This window comes from Marinobacter azerbaijanicus (assembly GCF_030250645.1).
GTDB lineage: Bacteria > Pseudomonadota > Gammaproteobacteria > Pseudomonadales > Oleiphilaceae > Marinobacter > Marinobacter azerbaijanicus.
In genome coordinates, this window is record NZ_JASSVS010000013.1 from 59,694 (window position 1) to 79,115 (window position 19,422).

Annotated in this window: 17 protein-coding genes; 13 read left to right on the plus strand and 4 right to left on the minus strand. The window is 55.1% G+C overall.

What is annotated here, in order from left to right; genetic code table 11:
* Window positions 1-71: 71 nt before the first annotated feature.
* The 6 genes from cpdA (at window position 72) to QPM17_RS23835 (ending at window position 7,593) form a co-directional block, all read left to right on the plus strand.
* Window positions 72-878, plus strand: a complete 807-nt coding sequence (cpdA, locus tag QPM17_RS19595) for a 3',5'-cyclic-AMP phosphodiesterase (RefSeq protein ID WP_285393070.1) — start codon at window positions 72-74, stop codon at window positions 876-878.
* 132 nt (window positions 879-1,010) lie between these two features.
* Complete coding sequence (locus QPM17_RS19600; RefSeq protein WP_285393072.1) at window positions 1,011-3,128, plus strand: type VI secretion system Vgr family protein; 2,118 nt, start codon at window positions 1,011-1,013, stop codon at window positions 3,126-3,128.
* A complete protein-coding gene (locus QPM17_RS19605; RefSeq protein WP_285393074.1) occupies window positions 3,088-3,957 on the plus strand; it encodes a DUF4123 domain-containing protein in 870 nt (289 codons plus the stop codon). The genes QPM17_RS19600 and QPM17_RS19605 overlap by 41 nt, the downstream gene beginning before the upstream one ends.
* Complete coding sequence (locus QPM17_RS19610) at window positions 3,944-6,670, plus strand: LysM peptidoglycan-binding domain-containing protein (protein ID WP_285393076.1); 2,727 nt, start codon at window positions 3,944-3,946, stop codon at window positions 6,668-6,670. Before QPM17_RS19605 ends, QPM17_RS19610 begins: the two co-directional genes overlap by 14 nt.
* Before the next feature lie 49 nt (window positions 6,671-6,719).
* Complete coding sequence (locus QPM17_RS19615) at window positions 6,720-7,331, plus strand: formylglycine-generating enzyme family protein (RefSeq protein WP_285393212.1); 612 nt, start codon at window positions 6,720-6,722, stop codon at window positions 7,329-7,331.
* Between the two features lie 19 nt (window positions 7,332-7,350).
* Complete coding sequence (locus QPM17_RS23835; RefSeq protein ID WP_422732786.1) at window positions 7,351-7,593, plus strand: SUMF1/EgtB/PvdO family nonheme iron enzyme; 243 nt, start codon at window positions 7,351-7,353, stop codon at window positions 7,591-7,593.
* On the opposite strand, the gene QPM17_RS19620 is transcribed toward QPM17_RS23835, so the two are convergent.
* Together QPM17_RS19620 and QPM17_RS19625 are read right to left on the minus strand one after the other, a co-directional pair.
* Window positions 7,574-7,873 carry a hypothetical protein gene (locus tag QPM17_RS19620; protein ID WP_285393078.1) on the minus strand — a complete coding sequence of 100 codons (300 nt, stop codon included), beginning with the start codon at window positions 7,871-7,873 and terminating at the stop codon, window positions 7,574-7,576. The genes QPM17_RS23835 and QPM17_RS19620 overlap by 20 nt on opposite strands.
* A 33-nt stretch (window positions 7,874-7,906) precedes the next feature.
* The gene (locus QPM17_RS19625; protein ID WP_285393214.1) at window positions 7,907-8,785 is read right to left on the minus strand and encodes a formylglycine-generating enzyme family protein; all 879 of its coding nucleotides are present in this window, start codon (window positions 8,783-8,785) and stop codon (window positions 7,907-7,909) included.
* Window positions 8,786-9,203: 418 nt separating this feature from the next.
* On the opposite strand from QPM17_RS19625, the gene QPM17_RS19630 reads away from it, so the two are divergent.
* On the plus strand, window positions 9,204-9,506 hold the full coding sequence (locus tag QPM17_RS19630) for a TM2 domain-containing protein (RefSeq protein WP_285393080.1): 303 nt from the start codon (window positions 9,204-9,206) through the stop codon (window positions 9,504-9,506).
* A 58-nt stretch (window positions 9,507-9,564) separates the two neighbouring features.
* On the plus strand, window positions 9,565-10,263 hold the full coding sequence (locus QPM17_RS19635; protein ID WP_285393082.1) for a DUF3592 domain-containing protein: 699 nt from the start codon (window positions 9,565-9,567) through the stop codon (window positions 10,261-10,263).
* A 42-nt stretch (window positions 10,264-10,305) separates the two neighbouring features.
* On the opposite strand, the gene metE is transcribed toward QPM17_RS19635, so the two are convergent.
* Complete coding sequence (gene metE / locus QPM17_RS19640) at window positions 10,306-12,579, minus strand: 5-methyltetrahydropteroyltriglutamate--homocysteine S-methyltransferase (protein ID WP_285393083.1); 2,274 nt, start codon at window positions 12,577-12,579, stop codon at window positions 10,306-10,308.
* A 115-nt stretch (window positions 12,580-12,694) separates the two neighbouring features.
* Here metE and QPM17_RS19645 point away from each other — a divergent pair, with 115 nt between their 5' ends.
* From QPM17_RS19645 to QPM17_RS19655, 3 genes are all read left to right on the plus strand, one after another.
* Window positions 12,695-13,591 (plus strand): LysR family transcriptional regulator, encoded by an 897-nt coding sequence (locus QPM17_RS19645; protein WP_285393085.1) that lies wholly within the window; start codon window positions 12,695-12,697, stop codon window positions 13,589-13,591.
* A 92-nt stretch (window positions 13,592-13,683) separates the two neighbouring features.
* Window positions 13,684-14,076: a glycine cleavage system protein GcvH gene (gcvH, locus tag QPM17_RS19650; RefSeq protein WP_285393087.1), complete on the plus strand. Its 393-nt coding sequence runs from the start codon at window positions 13,684-13,686 to the stop codon at window positions 14,074-14,076.
* Between the two features lie 191 nt (window positions 14,077-14,267).
* A complete protein-coding gene (locus QPM17_RS19655; RefSeq protein WP_285393089.1) occupies window positions 14,268-15,464 on the plus strand; it encodes a class I SAM-dependent rRNA methyltransferase in 1,197 nt (398 codons plus the stop codon).
* A 211-nt stretch (window positions 15,465-15,675) separates the two neighbouring features.
* On the opposite strand, the gene QPM17_RS19660 is transcribed toward QPM17_RS19655, so the two are convergent.
* The gene (locus tag QPM17_RS19660) at window positions 15,676-16,332 is read right to left on the minus strand and encodes a histidinol-phosphatase (RefSeq protein WP_285393091.1); all 657 of its coding nucleotides are present in this window, start codon (window positions 16,330-16,332) and stop codon (window positions 15,676-15,678) included.
* A 174-nt stretch (window positions 16,333-16,506) separates the two neighbouring features.
* Here QPM17_RS19660 and QPM17_RS19665 point away from each other — a divergent pair, with 174 nt between their 5' ends.
* A complete protein-coding gene (locus tag QPM17_RS19665) occupies window positions 16,507-17,037 on the plus strand; it encodes an RNA pyrophosphohydrolase (RefSeq protein WP_285393093.1) in 531 nt (176 codons plus the stop codon).
* A 15-nt stretch (window positions 17,038-17,052) separates the two neighbouring features.
* Window positions 17,053-19,359: a phosphoenolpyruvate--protein phosphotransferase gene (ptsP, locus tag QPM17_RS19670; RefSeq protein ID WP_285393094.1), complete on the plus strand. Its 2,307-nt coding sequence runs from the start codon at window positions 17,053-17,055 to the stop codon at window positions 19,357-19,359.
* Window positions 19,360-19,422: the final 63 nt, after the last annotated feature.

A 19,422-nucleotide genomic window follows, 5' to 3' on the forward strand; every position in this document is an offset into this window, starting at 1 on the left:
AAAACTGAATAATCTGCCAATATGTCTGCATCACCGGTGAGTGTTGCGAAAACGCAAGAAACACGAGTGCCATGACAGAGAACGACAACCAGCGTGCCCTTCGGGTGCTACAACTGACCGACCCGCACCTGATGGCCGATCCGGCTGGCGGGCTGCTGGGTGTCAATACCAGAGACAGTCTGGACGCCGTTATCGCGCAGGTGCTTGATGACCATGGCCAGCCGGATCTAATCCTTGCCACCGGTGATATCGCCCAGGATGCGACCGATGAAGCTTATCGGCTTTTTGGGGACAAGCTGGCGGCCTTTTCCTGTCCTTCGGCCTGGATGGCCGGCAATCATGATGACTCGGCATTGCTCGCGCGTATTGCCGCCGAGAGACATGCCGACCAGCGCCATATTATTGAGGGTGGATGGCAGTTTGTATTGCTGGATACCTCAGTTCCCGGAAAGGTATTTGGTGAGCTGGCGGACTCGGAACTGGCCTTCCTCGAAGAGACCCTCAGTCAGAATTCTGACATGCCTGCGCTTGTCGCCCTTCATCATCACCCGATAGAAATTGACACTGAATGGATGTCGCCAATCGGACTGCGGAACCGTGACGCCTTCTGGCAGGTGATTGACCGTTTTCCGCAGGTAAAAATTGTGCTCTGGGGCCACATTCACCAGGAGCTGGAGCAAGTTCGCAACGGGGTTCGCCTGTTGGCAACACCATCCACCTGCATCCAGTTCACGGCCGGGTCGGTGGAGTTCTCCGTGGAGAATAAAGCGCCTGGCTATCGCTGGTTTGAGTTGCTGCCTTCCGGTGAATTCTCTACCGAAGTAGGCAGAGCGACGAATTTCGCGTTCGATCTGGACAGCACCAGTTCTGGTTATTAGGCAGGCCGGGATGGCTTGGCGGCCTGTTAATGCCCGTCGCTTTGCGTATATAATTCAGGCTTCGCTCAGGACGAGCGGAGGTGTGCGGGACAGCACATGTAAAAGCAATCAAACTCTTCAGGGACCGAAGACATGCCCCAGGCAACCGGACTGCAGTTCACGGCCACCCTTGGCCAACTTCCCAGAGACCTGTTCACGGTCGTCCGCTTTGAACTGACCGAAACCCTCTCACAGCTCTGCCACTGCAAACTTGAACTGGCCAGTACCTCACCGAATATTGCCGCTGAAGACGTGCTGGAACAGCCGGTGGACCTGGTGGTCTGGCAGGACGGTAGGCCTCTTCGTCGCTTCCATGGCGTAGCCAACGAATTCGCCCGCGGCGACACCGGCCACCGTCGCACCCGCTATGAAGTCATCGTCCAGCCCCCGCTGTGGCGCCTGGGCCTGATGCACAACAGCCGCATCTTCCAGACCCAGAGCACCGACGCCATCGTGCGCACCCTGCTGGAAGAGCGGGGTATTCTCAACACCGTGTTTGATCTCAAACGCACCCCCGAGGAACGGGAATACTGCGTCCAGCACCGGGAAAGCGACCTGGCCTTTATCGAACGGCTGTCGGCCGAGGAAGGCTGGCACTACCGCTACAGTCATGGCGATCTGGAAGGTAATGACCAGCCCGCCCTGATCATCGCCGACCACCACGGCGACGCCCCCCGGCTCGACCCGGTGGAATACAACGGCAAGGCTGGCGGCAGCACCCGCCAGAGCGCCATCTTCCAGTTCAGCTACCAGGAACGGGTCAGGGCCGCCTCCGTGGCCATGAAGGACTACACCTTCAAGAACCCCGCTTACGCCCTGATGCACGAACAACAGGCCGACAAACTCGACGCTCAACGGGAAGACTACCAGCACTACGACTACCCCGGCCGCTTCAAGGCCGACGCCAGCGGCCAACCCTTCACCGAAAGCCGCCTGGACGCCCTGCGAAACGACGCAACAACGGCCAACGGCCAGAGCAACCGCCCCGACTTCACTGTGGGGGCCAAAGTCGAACTCACGGAACACGACAACCCGACCCTGAACCGGGAATGGCTGTTCACCAGCATCACCCACACCGGCGAACAGCCCCAGGCCCTGGAAGAAGAGGGTAGTAGCGGCGCCACCACCTACCACAACGCCTTCAATGCCATCCCCGCGGACCGCACCTGGCGACCACAGATCAATCATCGCCCATTGATGGACGGCCCCCAGATCGCCATCGTCACCGGTCCGGAAGGGGAAGAGATTCACTGCGACGAATACGGAAGAGTCAAAGTCCGATTCCCGTGGGACCGCTACAGTAAAAACGACGAACACAGCAGCGCCTGGCTGAGAGTCAGCCAGGGATGGGCCGGCGGCCAGTATGGGTTCATGGCACTTCCAAGAATCGGCCATGAGGTTATCGTCAGCTTCCTGGACGGCGACCCGGACCAGCCGATCATTACCGGAAGAACCTACCACGCCACCAACACACCGCCCTATGCGCTGCCGGAACACAAAACCAGAACCACCCTCAAAACCCAGACCCACAAGGGCGAGGGCAGTAACGAACTGAGGTTTGAAGACGAGGCCGACAAAGAGCAGATCTACGTCCACGCCCAGAAAGACCTGGACCTGTTGACCGAAAACAACCGCACAGAAGTCATCAAGGGTGACAGCCACCGAGCGGTGGAGAACAACCAGTTCAATCACATCAAGGGCAACGATCACTGCACCGTGGGTGGCGAGAAACGCGAATCCATAAACGGCGACGCCAGCCTCACCGTCAACGGCAGCCACCACAGCAAACAGGGCAAGAGCCAGCTTGTCGAAGCTGGCAGCGAAATCCACCACAAGGCCGGCATGAAAATCGTCATCGAAGCGGGTGCGGAGGTGACTCTGAAGGCTGGCGGTAGTTTTGTGAAGGTGGACCCCAGTGGTGTGACCGTGTCCGGGCCAATGGTGAAGATGAATTCAGGTGGTGGGCCCGGGAGTGGGAGCGCGGTCTCGGAGCAGGTGCCGGAGTTGCCTGCTGCGATCAAGGAGCAAGCAAATTATTCCGGGAGCACGGTGTTGGCTGAAGCAGGCCAGCGACAAAGCGCACAGAGCGATGTGCACGAAGTAACGGATTACACCACATTACTCAAAGAATCTGCCAATCAGGGAGCATCAGTCGTTTCCGACTGTGAATATGATGAGAATGGACGCTGCAGGGTACATCAGCACGCTTGATGGGCTACGAATACTGAATCAGGAACCTTTACGCACGAATTATGCTGTCATTGATCTGGCGGTTGATGACAGGTTTCTGCAGTATCTGTACGAATCAGATAAGCAAGGTAATATCCACTGGAAAAGCCTGTTGGAAGAGACTCGCTGGCAGTCTGCCTGGCATGCAGGGCCGGTGCTTCTGGAGTTTGAAGAGGATCCGGGCTTCGGGGAAAGTCTCCGACATCGGCTCTCCAATTTCCCGCTCGGTGTTCTGATCGAAACTGCAGAAAGCTTCTCTCACGTTTTTCAGTGGGCGCAAGGGTGGCTGATGGCGCTGGCGGATTCTGATGAACGTCTTTTCCGATTCTACGATCCCAGATCGTTCCGGCCACTGCTGGCCATTCTTAGTGAAGCATCCCGAGACATTGTGGGTTCCGGAACAGCTGTATATTGGAGCCATCGTGGCGAATGGCTGGCTTGGGTGGGCGCTGATGCGAATGAGTCAGAGAGTTTGCCGGAGAGGATACGGTTGTCCCCGGCTGAGCTTTTAGAACTCCCCAATTATCGTATGGCGGATCGGGCTATTGATTATGCCCGCATTTACCGCAATCACATCCCCGCTAACTTTGATTCCGGAGAATGGGTGATGGAGCAGCTGCTGGATGCATCTCGTCTTGGCTTTCTTTCTGCTTCCCAGCAGGAACGTTGGCTGCGTTTGAGACTCCGCAAGGAAGCTCCGTTACTAACCAGCCCAGTGTATAAGGACATTATGAAAACGCTGGGTATGACTCCGGTAGAGCGTTTGAACGCTATGGAAAGCATTATGGAGCCCGCGAATGCCAAAGTATAAGGTCAAAACAGGCGACACTCTGTCAGCCATTGCTTCCCATTATAAAGTGTCGCCGGATGAGATACAGGCGGACAATCCAATTATTAAAGACGCAAACCATATAGAGGAAGGTTGGAATCTGACAGTACCGGACAACACGGAGAGGCAGGATTCTTTTCCGAACGCGCAGTCAGCTAATGACGAGACCAGAGACGATGTTGAATGTTCTGAGTGCTCGGTTGAGTGTGAGGCACTCGTCCATATTACGGGTGAGGAGGACATTGTTTATGCCCTGACTTGCACCCAGGTAAAAGAGTTACGCAAGGAAATCGATACACTCAATGAGCCACTGATTGACCTTAAAGAAGCAGAAAAAGCGGGGCCGGAAGATATACCCGCTGCCCGGGAAAAGGCTTGGAGCAGGCTGAAAGAGTTGGATGCACTCCCGAGACCTGAGCAAACCTCTACAGCAGAAGAGTTGCTCAGGGAATATGAGGTCCAATGGCAAAGAGAGCGGGCTCGGCTAGAACATCAACGCCGTCGCGAGAAACGGATCGAATATGAAATCAGCCAGATTCGTAACCAGATTCTGTTCCCCGCAAGCCAGCGCGAACTGACCGATCCAAAGGATAAATTGTCGGTAAAAGTGTTCGCGGCGCTATGCCTGGAATTGGAAACAACGCTCCCCAGGATTAGAAGTAAGCTCGAGGCATATGAGGAGACGAGCTCTTCCAGCAAGAAAGATCTCAACGCCATGGAAAAGCGGCTCAAATTTCTTCGGGCTGCTCTTGAGGCGGAAATTCGATGCAGGATTGCCGAGGACTCCGGGAATTCCGGTAATCCTGAAACCCGTCAGCTTCGACATGAAGCCGATGAACTGAAAGAACATACTCTATGGCCCAATTATATAGCCGAAAGTGATGTCCAGGCTCTGGTAAGAAAACAGAAGCGGCTCAATCAGTTGGATAGCGATGATCGGTTGATGCCATATATGGATTATGTTGACGACTTTCTTGGTTCAACTACGGTGGTCTGGGTATGGAAACTGTTCAATCATGAGGAGGTTCAGGCTCATAATCAGCTCCAGCGGGAGCGCCGTGAGCTATTCATTGATATTGAAAAGTCTCTCAGCCACCTGGTTGAAACCAGCCCCGCGTCTCCTGTCGATGTTCTTGCCAAACCGAGTCTGGATTCAATGAAATCCCGCCCACTGGTGGAGCTGAAACACACTGGCGGTGCCGGTTATCGTTACGCACGGCAGGACGTGCTCAATCAGTTACGCGGAAACTGGAAACCGCTCAAAGCTGCTGATGTTCGCAAAGTGATGAACTCGGAAAATTTTGAACGGGCCTGGGGCGAAGCTACGGATTCGCTGAGGAATAATCGCTCTCTCAAGGTTAAGTTCTCTGAATGGAAGAGCAAAGAAGACAACTTTTTTAACCAGTTGGAGATTGAGCTTTTAAAAGAGGAGGTTGCAACGGAGGATGGCCGTTTTGCAGCCAGTGCTGAAGCCCAGATGTTCCGATTTGCTGCGCAATGCGGGCTTGAAGCCAATTATGATCCGAAGAAGGAGGAAGCGTATATCGGCGGGCAAATGCAGGGCGCATACAGCTTGCTTCAGGGTGAGGCAACTTTCGCCGCCCGGTTGCCCGATGAAACCGGTGCGAAGGTCATTCTCGAATACGAGGATCACGAGGGGAAACAGATCGAGCTGCATTGCGGCTATTTCAGGGCCGACGCAGAATACAGAATTCAAGGCTTTGCTGGTGCCTGTCTGTCTCTGGCTGCACAGGCCAAAGTTTCCACTGCCCCAGGCGAAGTCGGCATTTCTGGTGAAACCAGTGGCGAGGTTTTTGCTGGCGCCTCCCTTAGTAACGAAGCGAGTTTTGGGATCAAGTGGAAGTCAGCTTACCAGGAGGTGAATGACCCCAGTTCGTCCGAGCAAGACCAACAACGCAAGATCAGGGCAGACAAAGTCAATGAGGGGCAAGACGAGACTGATGCCGACTACAGAATGCTGGCGGAGATAAAGCCTGAACTTGCGGTTTCATCAGGATTTGGATTTGGGTTTGACTACAAAATCGGATTTGATGAAGGCAAGATTATTGCCCGTTTCAAGGGTAGTCTTGTGCTCGGGCCCGGCGGAAGAGGGGGTATCGCTGGGGAGCTCAATGCTGGCCAGATCTGGGAACTGGTGAAGTTCATCAGATGGTCGCTGGAAAAAAGCGATTTTCGGTTTCTGGATTGGATCGACCGGGGTGCATTTGAACATATTTCACTGCTCCTCAAGCTTCATGCCAGTAGTGACTTGGATATGGATCGACTGGCAAAGCAATTTGCGGAGGATCTTTCCAACACTTGGGATTTCTTGACTGAATCTAATGAGGGTCTAAAGAAAATTGCAGGATCGGTAATTGAACATACTGCTTTGCACGAATTAACACCTGGCGCTAAGGCCGATCTCTTGGCTGAGCTCGTCAAGGATACTGGTGGCATCGTGAGCTTTGAGGACCCTTATCGTGAAATCTGTGATGAGGGCGCAATGAGAATTCTGGAAACAATAAAACGTCCCAGAGAATTCGTTGAGGTGCTCAAGCGAATGGGAGGTGACGGCCAGAAAGGTTCTTTTGCCGATATGAGGCGGAACTATTCAACGCTTCTCCCCAGGCGCCTCTTTAATTCAAAGCAAGTCGATCGAGCCGAAGCTTGGCTGTCTGGAATCTATTCCAGGTAAAGCTAAACTCGATGCTTATATCAAATTTCGGAAAGGATGCTGATTGTCGATGCGAGCCTTATTACTCTGCAAAGCACCCCTCTTTTTGCTTGTGGCAACGGTCACCTCTGGCTGCAACATCTATTACGAATCAAAAGCCGAAGACATGGTTGAGCGGCAGATGCGGGCGATGGTGCATGTCGAAGGTGGTGAGTTCATGATGGGGAACCCGGGCGGGTGGAGTGTACGCAGCGATACTATCCCGGTTCATCGTGTGGTTCTGGATGATTTTTATATTCAGAAGTATGAAATTACTCAAGGGGATTTTGAGTTGTTTATTGCGCACACAGGATATAGGCCTTCGGACAATCGCTACGGAAAAATGCGCGAAAACCTTCCCGAGCGTTTTGCAGACGAATTGCCTGCAGTTGCTTCATGGCGAGATGCTAATGCCTTCTGTCAATGGTTAGGTGAGCAAACCGGTTTAACTATCGGGCTTCCCTCAGAGGCCCAGTGGGAGTTCGCAGCGCGCGCCCGCGGGAAGATGATTCAATATGCAACCTCTACCGGACAAGCCATTCCGGATGAAACCATTGCTGCGGGCCCAACACACTATAATACTCAGGATGGCCGCCCCCCCCAAAGATCTGCTGCCGTCAAAACCAGGGGCATTCCCACCTAATCTTATAGGCCTCCATGATATGTCTGGGAATGTCATGGAATGGGTTAGAGACAACTACTCAGAAGACTATTACCAGAATTCCGATGTAAACAACCCCACTGGCCCTGTAGACGGGCAGAAAGATATTTTCGAAGGACAACCTTATCGAGTCCTTCGCGGAGGGCACTTCAAGGAATTCAGAGGAAATACGACCGTGACTCGCAAAAAAGGATCTGAGCTCCTTGCTTCAGAGACGAGAGGCTTCAGGTGCGCCAGAAGCTAAATCCAGATTTAACGAGGCGGGCCTCACTAGAATATAGGTCAGATAACCAATTCTCGGCTTTCCGGGCATGTTCTAATCGGAAAAGGCGCTGCACAAACACCTTGGAATAGTTGTTCTTGAGGTCTGAATACCCTCCTTTGTGGCCAGCGTTACCCATGCGCTTTAAAACCTCAACAAGCTCGCGATGGGTAACAATGGACTCTATAATTTTTATCGCCGCGTGATCCGCTGACTCTCGATATGGGTCTTCTAAACTCAAAGTTGCTTGGCCATCTTTCATCAGCCTTCCCAAATGAGATTCAGGCCAAGGAGCTTAATCAGCTTCTTGCGCTGCACAACGAAACCCAACGATATAGGACGAGTATGCCTGAGAGCCGCCCTGACGAGTCACCGTTGTATTTCCCGCAAATTCAGTATAATACCCGCCCCTGAAAACTCGTGCCTCGTGTCCCTCTTTCAGCCCTTCTCGTCCGCTCTCGGGCCCTTTAGGATTTTGCACTGGCGACTTTTCATAGTAGTCCTCTCTATAAAAGTCGTTAACCCATTCTGCCACATTACCAGACATGTCATGCAATCCGAGAGGGTTGGGAGGAAACGAGCCGGGCTTTAACGGAAGCATGTCGCCCTGAGGCTCGTATTCCTGGGTATAGGGTGAGGGGCCTGCAGCAAGAGTTTCATCGGGAATAGCTTCGCCATTGTGGGTCGCGTATCGAAGCATCTTGCCGCGAGCTCGTGCGGCATATTCCCACTGTGCCTCAGTTGGTAGCGTAATTATTTTGCCAGTTTGCTTTCCAAGCCACTGGCAAAAGGCAGTGGCATCTTTCCAGGATGCTACTGCAGGTAATTCACTTGCGTATCGATCCGGGTTTTCATCGCGTTTTGCTTCATAACGGTCGTGAGAGGATTCGTAATTTGTCACAGCCATAAACAACTCAAAATCCCCCTGAGTAACTTCATACTTCTGAATATAAAAATCATCCAGAACCACACGATGAACCGGGATGGTATCGCTGCGTACACTCCACCCGCCCGGATTCCCCATCATGAACTCACCACCTTCGACATGCACCATCGCCTGCATGTGACGTTCAACCATGTCTTCGGCTTTGGATTCGTAGTAGATGTTGCAGCCAGAGGTGACAGTTGCCACAAGCAAAAAGAGGGGTGCTTTGCAGAGTAATAAGGCTCGCATCGACAATCGGCATCCTTTCCGAAATTTGATAAGGATCGCTAGTTTACTGAACCTGTTTTTAAGTAGCCACAGCCAGCGATCCGTGATGTGGCAGATTTCATCAGATTGAGCTATCCGATTTGCTTTTCGTTACAACTGGGAAGCTGCACTGTTAGCACTGGGTTACCCCTGATCAGATGATCGATGTATAATGTGAGTCGTGACGACAGCCTGTCGTCGGAACCCAAGGACTGGGCAAGCACTACCAAAGGAATTGGTATGGATTACCTCGATACCCTCGATCCTCCCCGTTTTTTGGTTGCTCGCTTGCATAAAAACCTTTCTTGGGGTTGCCGCGCCGTATTTGAAGACTTTTTTCACGGGCGCTAATAAGCTTTTAAAAATAGCTTTCAATGAAAACATTCAAGGAGGAATGCAAATGAACCAACCTGAAAAACGCAAAAACCGACTTCTCGCCCTGTTTCTCAGCGGATTCTTTGGGCTTCTCGGCGTAGATCGCTTTTACCTCGGCAAATGGAAAACGGGCCTGCTCAAGGCAGCGACGCTGGGTGGGGTAGGTATCTGGTGGTTCCTGGATAGCGTTCTGTTGGGCACGGATGCTTTCCTTCATACATTTGGCCGCGACACCGGGTTTGTGAAGGATTCCCGGGGGCAGGACCTTAACTATGGCCTTTCGTTCTGGCGGATCAAGAACGGGCAGATTGTCAGGGACTGGTTCTGAGTTAACAGGCTGGGCAACAGGAATGGATTTTTATTCGGGATGAATCAAGGGAACTGATATGCGTGTTTATGACTTTCTGAAGTACCTGTTTTCTGCGGTGGGCGGCGCTTTACTGGTTGGAGCTTTTCTCTGGTATCAGAGCACTGTCACGTTTCTGGACGAGGCGTTGGAGGTGCCGGGCGTTGTGACTGACTTGGTCTATTCCCGCTCCGGAGATTCCAGTAGTTATTATCCGGTGGTGCAATTTGAAGATGCCGGTGGCCAGTTGATTGAGTTCCAGTCATCATCCGGTAGTAACCCTGCGCCCTATAGCCGTGGCGAGGAAGTATCGGTTTTCTATTTGCCCGGAGAGCCGGAGAGTGCCCGCATTAATGGCTTCTTCTCGTTGTGGGGTGGTGCGTTAATCATGGGGGTTCTGGGAGGTGCCTTTTTCTTGGTTGGCACTTTGATGGTGATAGTGCCTTTGATCAGAAAAGGCAGAGGTGCGAAATTGCGCGAGAGTGGCCAGCTTGTGACGGCCCGTATCCAGGGGGTGGAGCAGAATACCAGTCTGGTGATGAACGGCCAGAGTCCGTTCAGGATCGTCACTCAGTGGCAGGATCCTGCAACGGCCAAACTCCATGTTTTTCGTAGCGATAATCTGTGGTTCGACCCGACCGATCATATCCCGGGAGAGTCGATCAGCGTTTATATTCGTCCGGACAATCCAAAACGATACTGGGTCGATACCTCGTTCCTGCCCAAAGTGGCATCCTGAACGTCGCTAGGGAGAGGCGCTGTACGCCTCTCCCTTGAGGGCTCACGCTTCCCGCAGCTCCTGCGCCGCAGCCACCATTCCCCGCAGTGCCGGAATCACCTCATCCCACGACCGGGTTTTCAGCCCGCAATCCGGGTTGATCCAGAGCCTTTCTGCAGGAATCCGTTCCGCCGCCTTGTTCATCAGCGAGACAATGTGGTCCGTGTCAGGGACATTGGGTGAGTGGATATCGTATACACCGGGGCCAATATCATTGGGGTACTGGAACCCCTTGAAGGCGTCCAGCAATTCCATATTGGATCTCGACGTTTCGATGGTGATGACATCCGCGTCCATGCGCGCGATGGCTTCGATGATGTCGTTGAATTCCGAATAGCACATATGGGTGTGAATCTGGGTTTCGTCTTTCACGCCGTTGGCGGTGATACGGAAGGCTTCAATGGCCCAGTCCAGGTAGCTCTGCCAGTCGCTCTGGCGTAGGGGCAGACCTTCGCGAAGTGCGGCTTCGTCAATCTGGATGATGTTCACCCCCGCCCGTTCCAGGTCCAGCACTTCCTCCCGGATGGCCAGTGCCAGTTGCAGGCAGGTGTCTTTCCTGGGCTGGTCGTCGCGGACGAAGGACCAGTTCAGGATGGTGACCGGGCCGGTAAGCATGCCTTTCAGTGGTTTGTCTGTCAGGGACTGGGCGTAGCGGATCCACTCTACGGTCATGGCTCTTGGCCGGGAGATATCGCCGAACAGGATGGGCGGTTTTACGCAACGTGAACCGTAGGACTGGACCCAGCCGAAGCGGCTGAACACATAGCCTTCCAGTTGTTCGCCGAAGTACTCCACCATGTCATTCCGTTCTGCCTCACCATGAACCAGTACATCCAGGCCCAGTTTTTCCTGCTCATGGATGCAGTGACGGATTTCCTCGCGGATTCTTGCTTCGTACTCCTCGGGCTGGATTTCGCCTTTGCGAAACCTGAGTCGCGTCTGGCGGATGTCTTTGGTTTGGGGAAAGGAACCTATGGTCGTTGTTGGGTAGCGTGGCAGCTTCAGGTGGCTGGCCTGGATCGCCGAGCGCTTCTGATAGTCGCTTTTGCGCTGGCCCAGTTCCGGGGTAATTGCCGCGACGGCCTTGCGGACCTGGGGGGCTGTTACACGTGTTGAATTCCTGCGGCTGAGTATTGCATCCGCATTGGTCTTCAGCGCGTCGGCGATGGACTCCCGGCCTTCAGTGAGGGCTGTCGCCAACAATTGCAGTTCCTCCAGCTTCTGTCGTGCAAAGGCCAGCCAGGAGCGTATTTCAGGGTCCATGGTGGTTTCGCTGTTCAGGTCTACCGGCACATGCAGGAGCGAACAGGACGGAGCAAGCCAGAGCCGTTCCTGGAGTTTCTGGTGCACCGGTTCAAGCCAGTCCAGGGTCGCATTCAGGTCGGTTTTCCAGATATTGCGACCGTCAATCACGCCGAGGGAGAGTACTTTGTGTCCGGGAAGCCAGTCGGAGATGCGGGCTACTTCGTCACGGGCATTGGTGGCATCGAGGTGGAGGCCCGCTACCGGCAGCTCACACGCCAGTTGCAGGTTTTCGCGCAGTTGTCCGAAATAGGTGGTCAGTAACAGTTTTGCGGGGTTGGCCTTGAGGTTGTGGTAGGCCAGGTTCAGGGCGTGCCGCCACTCGCCTCCCAGTTCGGTGACCAGTATCGGCTCGTCGATCTGTACCCACTCAGCGCCATTGTCCACGAGAAGCTGCAGCAGTTCTCCGTATACCGGCAGCAGGTCATCCAGCAGGCTGAGCCTGTCTGTGTTGTCCTTGGATTTGCCGAGCCAGAGATAGGTGACAGGGCCAATGATCACCGGTTTGCTGTTAACGCCGGCGGATTTTGCTTCCGCCAGTTGTTCCAGCAGTCTTGTGGGATCCAGAGAAAACTGTGTGCTTGCGTCAAACTCCGGGACAATATAGTGATAATTGGTGTCGAACCACTTGGTCATTTCACCCGCGTGGACGCCGCAACAATCGCTGTCACCCGGGGATCGGCCACGGGCAATGCGGAAGTAGCGGTCAAGTTCATTTTCATCGGCTTTGCCGGCCCGGTCTGGCAGGTTGCCAAGGGTGGCGCTCATGTCCAGCACCTGGTCATAGAGTGAGAAATCTCCCACTGGCGCCAGTGTAAGTTGCTCCTGATCCTGCCAGTTGCTGGTGCGGAGCTTCGCCCCGGTTTCCCGTAGCGACTTTTCGTCCAGTTCGCCCTCCCAGAAGCCTTCGAGAGCAAACTTCAGTTCCCGACGCTCGCCGATCCTGGGAAAACCCAGATTGTGGGTAGTCACCATGGTAAATCTCCTGTTCGTTATAATGAGTCAGGCACCAAGGCTAGCGATGATGTTCCATGAAGAATAATGGTATTATCTCATTAATCCATGAAAGTAATTCAACTAAGGCCCCGCGATGATTGAGCGCAACCATCTTGAGATCGTCCGTGAAGTGGACCGGTGTGGCTCTCTGACAGCCGCGGCGGATGCTCTTTGCCTGACGCAGTCGGCACTCAGCCATGCAATGAAGAAGCTGGAGCAGCAGCTAGGCACGGCAGTCTGGGTTCGGGAGGGGCGGAAACTGCGCCCGACCCAGTCCGGGCTTTATCTGCTATCACTGGCGAACCGGTTGTTGCCGCAGTTCGAGCATGCCGAAGAGTTGGTGGGTCAGATCGCAAGGGGCCAGCGTGGCAGCCTGCGAATCGGCATGGAGTGCCACCCGTGTTACCAATGGCTGCTCAAGGTGGTCGGCCCCTACCTGGAGCAGTGGCCGGGCGTGGATGTGGATGTAAAGCAGCGCTTCCAGTTTGGCGGTATTGGTGCACTGTTCGGCTACGATATCGACGTGCTGGTAACGCCGGACCCACTACACAGGAAGGGACTGGTGTTCGAGCCGGTGTTTGATTATGAACAGGTTCTGGTGGTGCCCAGCAATCATCAGCTGGCCTCAAAACAATGGGTGGAACCGGCAGATCTGGAAAGCGAGACCCTGATCACCTATCCGGTTGATGCGGAACGCCTGGATGTCTACACGCGTTTCCTCGTCCCTGCCCACAGCAGTCCGGCCAGGCACAAAACCATCGAAACTACGGATATCATGTTGCAGATGGTGGCTGCTGGGCGTGGAGTCTCGGCGCTGCCCCGGTGGCTGGTGGAGGAGTATGCGCACCAGATGCCGATCACACCAGTCAGGCTGGGGCGCAAGGGGATCGACAAGCAGATTTTTCTGGGGCTCCGCGAACGGGATGCGGAAGTGGAATATCTGCAGTCGTTTATGACCATGGCCCGGAAGACGACCTGGGGACTGGCTTGAAACCGGTTTTTGGCGCTGCATTACCCGAGATGTTCGCCGGGGCCGTCTTCTTCGGTTAAAATGCGCGAAATTATTCATCGGGGAATCTGAACATGAGTGAAACACCCGCAGATCTGAAATACATTGAGACTCACCAGTGGGTACGTGTGGCCGACGATGGCACTGCAACCGTCGGTATTACGGATTTTGCCCAGGATCAGCTTGGGGACATTGTCTATATCGGTGTCCCCGATGTGGGGGCGACGGTTACCGGGGCAGAGGAAGCTGGGGTGGCTGAGTCCGTGAAGTCGGCTTCTGATGTGTTCAGTCCGGTGACCGGTGAGGTGATTGAGGTTAACGAGAGCCTTGAGGACGAGCCCGAGAAGGTGAACGAGGACCCTTATGGCGATGGCTGGTTGTTCCGGGTGCGGTTGGCGGATCCGGGGGAGCTGGATGGTCTGATGGACGCCACGGCTTATGCGGAGCATGTTGCTGCCGAGGAGTGACCTGATTTTTTGGAGCATGGAATAAGCCGGGCGGGCCTTCCAGAAAACGCCTCGAGACGTCCTGTGCGGCTTGGGCTCCGCCATCCATGGCTCCGCACATTTCTGGAAGGCCCGCCCGGCTTATCCCCACAGACCCCGTGGTGGCTTCATCCATTAAAGCCTTTCCTTCATTATTCTTCAGGCGATTATCTATGACTTTTCCGGTTTTATACCTCCGCAAAGGCGCTGAGCGCAGGCTCAGGGCTGGTCATCTGTGGGTTTACAGTAACGAGGTGGATACCCATCGCTCTCCGCTGACTGACTTTGAGGCCGGTGTGCAGGCGGAGTTGCGTGCTGCCAACGACAAGCCCATGGGGACGGTGTTTGTGAATCCCCATGCCCTGATCTGCGGTCGCCTGATCAGCCGGAATGCCAGCCACGGCATGACGCCTCAGCGTCTTACCGATCGGGTTGAGACGGCGTTGGCGTTGCGGGAACGGTTGTTCGATAAGCCGTTCTATCGCTGGGTATTTGGTGACAGCGATGGGTTGTCCGGGTTGGTGATCGACCGGTTTGATGATGTGGTGGTGGTTCAGATTTCCACAGCGGGTATGGAGCAGATGAAGGAGTCGATTGTCCGGGCGGTTCAGCGGCTGGCGCATCCGCGGTCGATTATCCTCAAGAACGACGGCAAGATGCGTAAGGTGGAGGGACTGGATACTTACGTGGAGCAGGCCCATGGCCCGGAGGTTGATCTGCTTCAGGTTGAGGAGAATGGGGTTCGTTTTGAGGTGCCCATGGAAGGCGGTCAGAAGACGGGTTGGTTCTATGACCACCGTATGAACCGGCAGCGTTTGCAGGCCTATGCCCCAGGAAAGCGGGTTCTGGATGTGTTCAGCTACGTGGGCGGCTGGGGCATTCAGGCGGCCTGTGCGGGGGCTGCTCAGGTGACCTGCGTGGACAGCTCCGCCGGTGCCATCGATTCGGTTCACCATAATGCCAGGATCAATGGGCTCGATAACATTCAAACCATCGAGGGCGATGCGTTTGAAGCCCTGAAGGCGTTGTGTGAGGAAAAGGAAAAGTTCGACATTGTAGTGCTGGACCCGCCGGCATTGATTCCCCGGCGTCGTGACCAGAAGGCCGGGGAGGAGGCTTATGCGCGGCTTAACCAGCTGGGGCTGCGGCTCTTGGATCGGGATGGGTTGCTCGTGTCGGCGTCGTGTTCCATGCACCTTTCCCAGGAGAAGCTGACGGATATTATTCGTAGCAGTGGTCGCAAGATTGACCGGTTTGTGCAGTTGCTGGAGCAGGGGCATCAGGCGCCGGATCATCCGGTGGTGCCGGGGATTCCGGAGACGGATTATATCAAAAGTTGTTTTGTGCGGTCTTTGACCGGGTTTCTTTGAGCTTGGGTTGTCGGATTACGGCTTGGCCTAATCCGACCTACGGGGTACGGCTCAGAAGTGGCGGGTTTGCACAAAAGTAGGGAAGGACGCAGGGAGGGGGTGCCCGGGATCGTCAAAAACATGGATGTTTTTGTCGAGCGTACATGGACGTATTCACAGCGTATCCCGGGCACCCCCTCCCTGGGGCCTTCCCGGGAACGTTGGCAATCAGTTAGCCTCTGAGGCTCATAATTTTCCAGCCGTTTTCTTTTGCAATGCTTTCAAGAGTTGGATCCGGATCGACCGCCACCGGATTCTCGACCTTGCGAAGTAGAGGGGCATCATTGTGGGAGTCGCTATAGAACCACGCCCCATCCAGGCTCTCGCCATTTGATTCGAGCCAGTCATTCAGGCGGGTTACTTTGCCGTCCTGAAAGCTGGGAACGCCCGCAACCTCTCCCGTATAGCGCCCATTGACCAGCTCCGGCTCTGTGGCAATCAGGTGTTCGATACCCAACAGCTCCGCTACGGGCTCCGTTACGAACCGATTGGTGGCAGTGATAATAAGCAATGTATGGCCCTGCGCACGGTGGCTGTCCAGTAACTCTGTTGCGCTGGCCTGCATCATTGGCCGGATTTTTTTCTCCACGAACTGTTCCCGCCAGGCCAGTAGCTGCTGCAGGTCGTGGCGCGCCAGCGGCTGAAGGGCAAAGCTCAGGTACCGCATGATATCCAGTTCGCCGTTCAGGTACTCCTGGTAGAAGCGGTCGTTGGCCTGCCGATATTCTTCTGCATCCACAATGGACTCTTCCACCAAAAATTCGCCCCAGGCGTGGTCGCTGTCTCCGGCGAGCAGGGTGTTATCAAGGTCAAAAATCGCAAGCGTCAACGTCGGTACCTCCGGCGGGAAAAGCGAATGTCACAGGCGCGATAGTCTACCATGACATGCCGCCTCCGGCTCCGTTTGCCGAAGCCTTGGGATTCTGTAAGAATGAGAGCAACTTGGATAAATCTGGCCGGTGAATTTTTAATCCGGTCGACCGACTTTTAAGAGGACTGTGCCGTGATCGATTCAGACGGTTTCAGACCCAATGTCGGAATCATTCTGGCCAATCACAGGGGGGAAGTCCTCTGGGCAAGGCGAATAGGGCAGGACTCCTGGCAGTTCCCTCAAGGTGGCATAAAGCACAACGAATCACCGGAGGACGCTCTCTACAGGGAGCTGGCAGAGGAAATTGGTCTCGGTACAGGCGATGTGGAAATCATCAGCTGTACCCGTGGCTGGCTGAGGTACCGCCTCCCTCGCAGGATGGTGCGGCACAATTCGCACCCGGTTTGCGTGGGACAAAAACAGAAATGGTTCCTGCTGAGGATGCTATCGCCGGATGCGCAGGTGCGCGTGGACGGCACGGACTCGCCGGAATTCGACGGCTGGCAGTGGGTGAGTTACTGGTACCCTCTGGGCCAGGTCGTCTCGTTCAAACGTGAAGTCTATCGACGTGCGCTGCGAGAGCTTGCGCCGCGGCTGTTTTATAACATGGAACAGTGGCACCGGAGCGAGCAGTCCCGGCGCACGAAGGATCAACAGAAATGACGGATTGAAGCCGCCATGCTGAGCATACTGCGAAGTCTTGTACAAGAGGTAAACAGTGCCCGCGACCTGCAGGAGGCGCTGGATGTTATCGTTTCGCGGGTGCAGAAAGCCATGGATACCGAGGTATGCTCGGTTTACCTGCTTGATCCGGCTACCAACCGCTACATACTCATGGCCACTGAAGGCCTTTACCAGCAGGCTGTCGGGCAGGTTAGCCTGGGCTATTCCGAGGGCCTGATTGGCCTCGTTGGCTCCCGGGAAGAGCCCATCAACCTCGAAGATGCCCCGTCTCATCCCCGTTACCGGTATTTTCCGGAGACCGGGGAAGAGCGTTTCCGCTCGTTCCTCGGTGTGCCCATTATTCACCATCGACGGGTTCTGGGTGTTCTCGTTGTGCAGCAACGGGAGAGCTCGCGCTGCTTTGATGAAGGCGAAGAAGCCTTCCTGGTAACGGTATCGGCACAACTGGCCGGAGTCATCGCCCACAGCGAGGCCACAGGGGCTATTAGCGGTCTTTCCCTGACCGGTGAAGAGACTACGGATGTCAGTTTCAGTGGTGTGCCAGGCGCGCCAGGCGTCGCCATTGGCAAGGGCGTGGTGGTCTATCCGGCAGCCGATCTGGATGTCGTGCCGGAAAAGCCCACTGATGACGTTGAGCTGGAACTGTCCCTGTTTGAAGGCGCGGTAACCGCGGTTCGCGAAGACATCGAGCGGGTGGCGGCCCGGCTGGCCTCCCAGCTTCGGCCGGAAGAGCAGGCCCTGTTTGATGTCTACCTGCGTATGCTGGGCGACGATGCCATGCCGGGAGAAGTGTCCAACCGGATCAAGGAGGGCTACTGGGCCCAGGGCGCCCTGAAACAGGTGGTTCAACAGTACGTGCGTCACTTTGAAATGATGGAGGATCACTACCTGCAGGAGCGGGCGGTGGATATCCGCGATCTGGGCCGCCGCCTGCTGTCTCACTTGCAGGAAGGGGAGCAGAAAGACACCGATTATCCCGAAAACACAGTACTGGTCAGCGAAGAACTGACTCCGGCCATGCTGGGTGAAGTGCCGAAAGGGAAGCTGGTGGGTCTGGTATCGGTGAAGGGGTCCAGCAACTCCCACGTGGCTATTCTTGCCCGTGCCATGGGGGTGCCGACCGTTATGGGGCTGGTGGATATCCCGGTGAACCAGCTTGATGGCAAAGACCTGATAGTGGATGGGTTTGAGGGGCAGATCTTTGCTTCTCCATCCGCAGATCTTCGGAATTTTTACCAGGAAATCTGTGACGAGGAGGATGAGCTGGTCAAGGGGCTGGAGGCTCTGAGGGACCTGCCTTGCGAAACCACTGACGGCCACCGGGTCTCATTGCTGGTCAACACCGGCCTGATGACGGATGTGGTGCGCTCCCTGAGCCATGGGGCGGAGGGCATAGGCCTGTACCGCACCGAAGTGCCTTTCATGATCAAGGATCGCTTCCCTTCCGAGCAGGAGCAGCGTGAATACTACCGCGAGCAACTGGAAGCCTTTGCCCCCAATCCCGTCACCATGCGCACGCTGGATATTGGCGGCGACAAGGCGCTGACCTACTTCCCGATTCAGGAAGAAAACCCTTTTCTGGGCTGGCGCGGTATCCGTGTAACTCTGGATCATCCTGAGATTTTTCTGGTCCAGGTGCGGGCGATGCTCAAGGCGAGTGAGGGTTTGAACAACCTGCAGATCATGTTGCCGATGATCAGCAACATCTCCGAAGTCGAGGAGTCCCTTCACCTCATTTACCGGGTTTACCATGAGGTGAGGGAAGAGGGCTTCAACATTCATATGCCCAAGGTCGGGGTAATGGTCGAGATTCCGGCTGCAGTTTACCAGATTCGCGAGCTGGCGGATCGTGTCGATTTCCTGTCTGTCGGCTCCAATGACCTGACCCAGTACCTGCTTGCGGTGGATCGTAATAATCCGCGGGTGGCCCAGCTTTACCACTCCTACCACCCTGCAGTCCTGCAGGCGCTTGTTCGGGTTGCCCAGGATGCCCATTCCGTTGGCAAGCCTGTTGGCATCTGTGGTGAGTTGGCAGGAGACCCAGGCGGAGCCCTGTTGCTCATGGCGATGGGGTACGACTCGCTTTCCATGAATGCTGCCAGCCTGCCCAAGGTCAAGTCCGTCATCCGCAGTGTGAGTCGTGAATGGGCGGCGCAGCTGCTTGAGGATGTGTTGCTTCTGGATTCGCCTCACGTTATCAAAAGCTGTGTGGATCTGGCGCTACGCAACGCGGGCTTCGGCCGTTACCTGCGTCCGGGCAAGTCGAGCTCCATAGCCCATGCCGAAAAGGCCCTTTCCTGATGGCTTGCTACCAGTGGGGTCCATATAGGGTGTTCACTCTAAAATGGACTGCTAGGGTAAAAG